Genomic DNA, 456 nt, shown 5'->3' with positions numbered 1-456 from the left:
CGGCAGCCGTCTACTGTGAGCAACAGGGCGGTACGCTGATGCCGGTGCAGACCCCACAAGGCGTGCTTTCCGATTGCAAATTGCCCAATGGCGAAATCATTGATGAGTGGGCATTATGGCGCAGAGAGCACCCTGATACGAAAAAGTGACAACCTGCGGTCCGACGGGATATGATTAAGAACAATCTGATAATGAGTTTCATGCGGCGCAAGAAAATATGTTTCAGTTAAAGCCGGGCGCGTTGGCAATAGTTATTGGCGCTAAGACACCCGCCGGACGGCGGAATAGTGGTAAATCGGTTGAGCTATTTTGCCTGTGCCAACCCGGAGATGAATTCATTAATCCGGTAAATGGACACGTCACCTTACTGCCGAAAGAAGCGCCTCGGGCGCTGTGGCTGGTTACGGGCGACGTAGCCTCCGCCGATGGTCAGCACGGTTTTGCCTGGGTGCGAGC

The 456-nt window shown here is 53.9% G+C and carries 2 protein-coding genes; both read left to right on the top strand.

Annotated elements, in window-relative coordinates; genetic code table 11:
- Positions 1-149, top strand: a 149-nt coding sequence (locus ACEWB7_RS17695) for a DUF333 domain-containing protein (protein WP_411581044.1), incomplete at its 5' end; no start/stop codon positions are given.
- Between the two features lie 68 nt (positions 150-217).
- On the top strand, positions 218-456 hold a 239-nt coding region (locus ACEWB7_RS17690), incomplete at its 3' end, for a hypothetical protein (protein WP_411581043.1).

The organism is Acinetobacter sp. NIOH-H-8 (genome assembly GCF_046635365.1).
In the GTDB taxonomy this organism is placed as follows: Bacteria; Pseudomonadota; Gammaproteobacteria; order Pseudomonadales; family Moraxellaceae; genus Acinetobacter.
The sequence above is the reverse complement of the archived record's forward strand: the minus strand, read 5'-3'. Positions and strand labels throughout refer to the sequence as shown.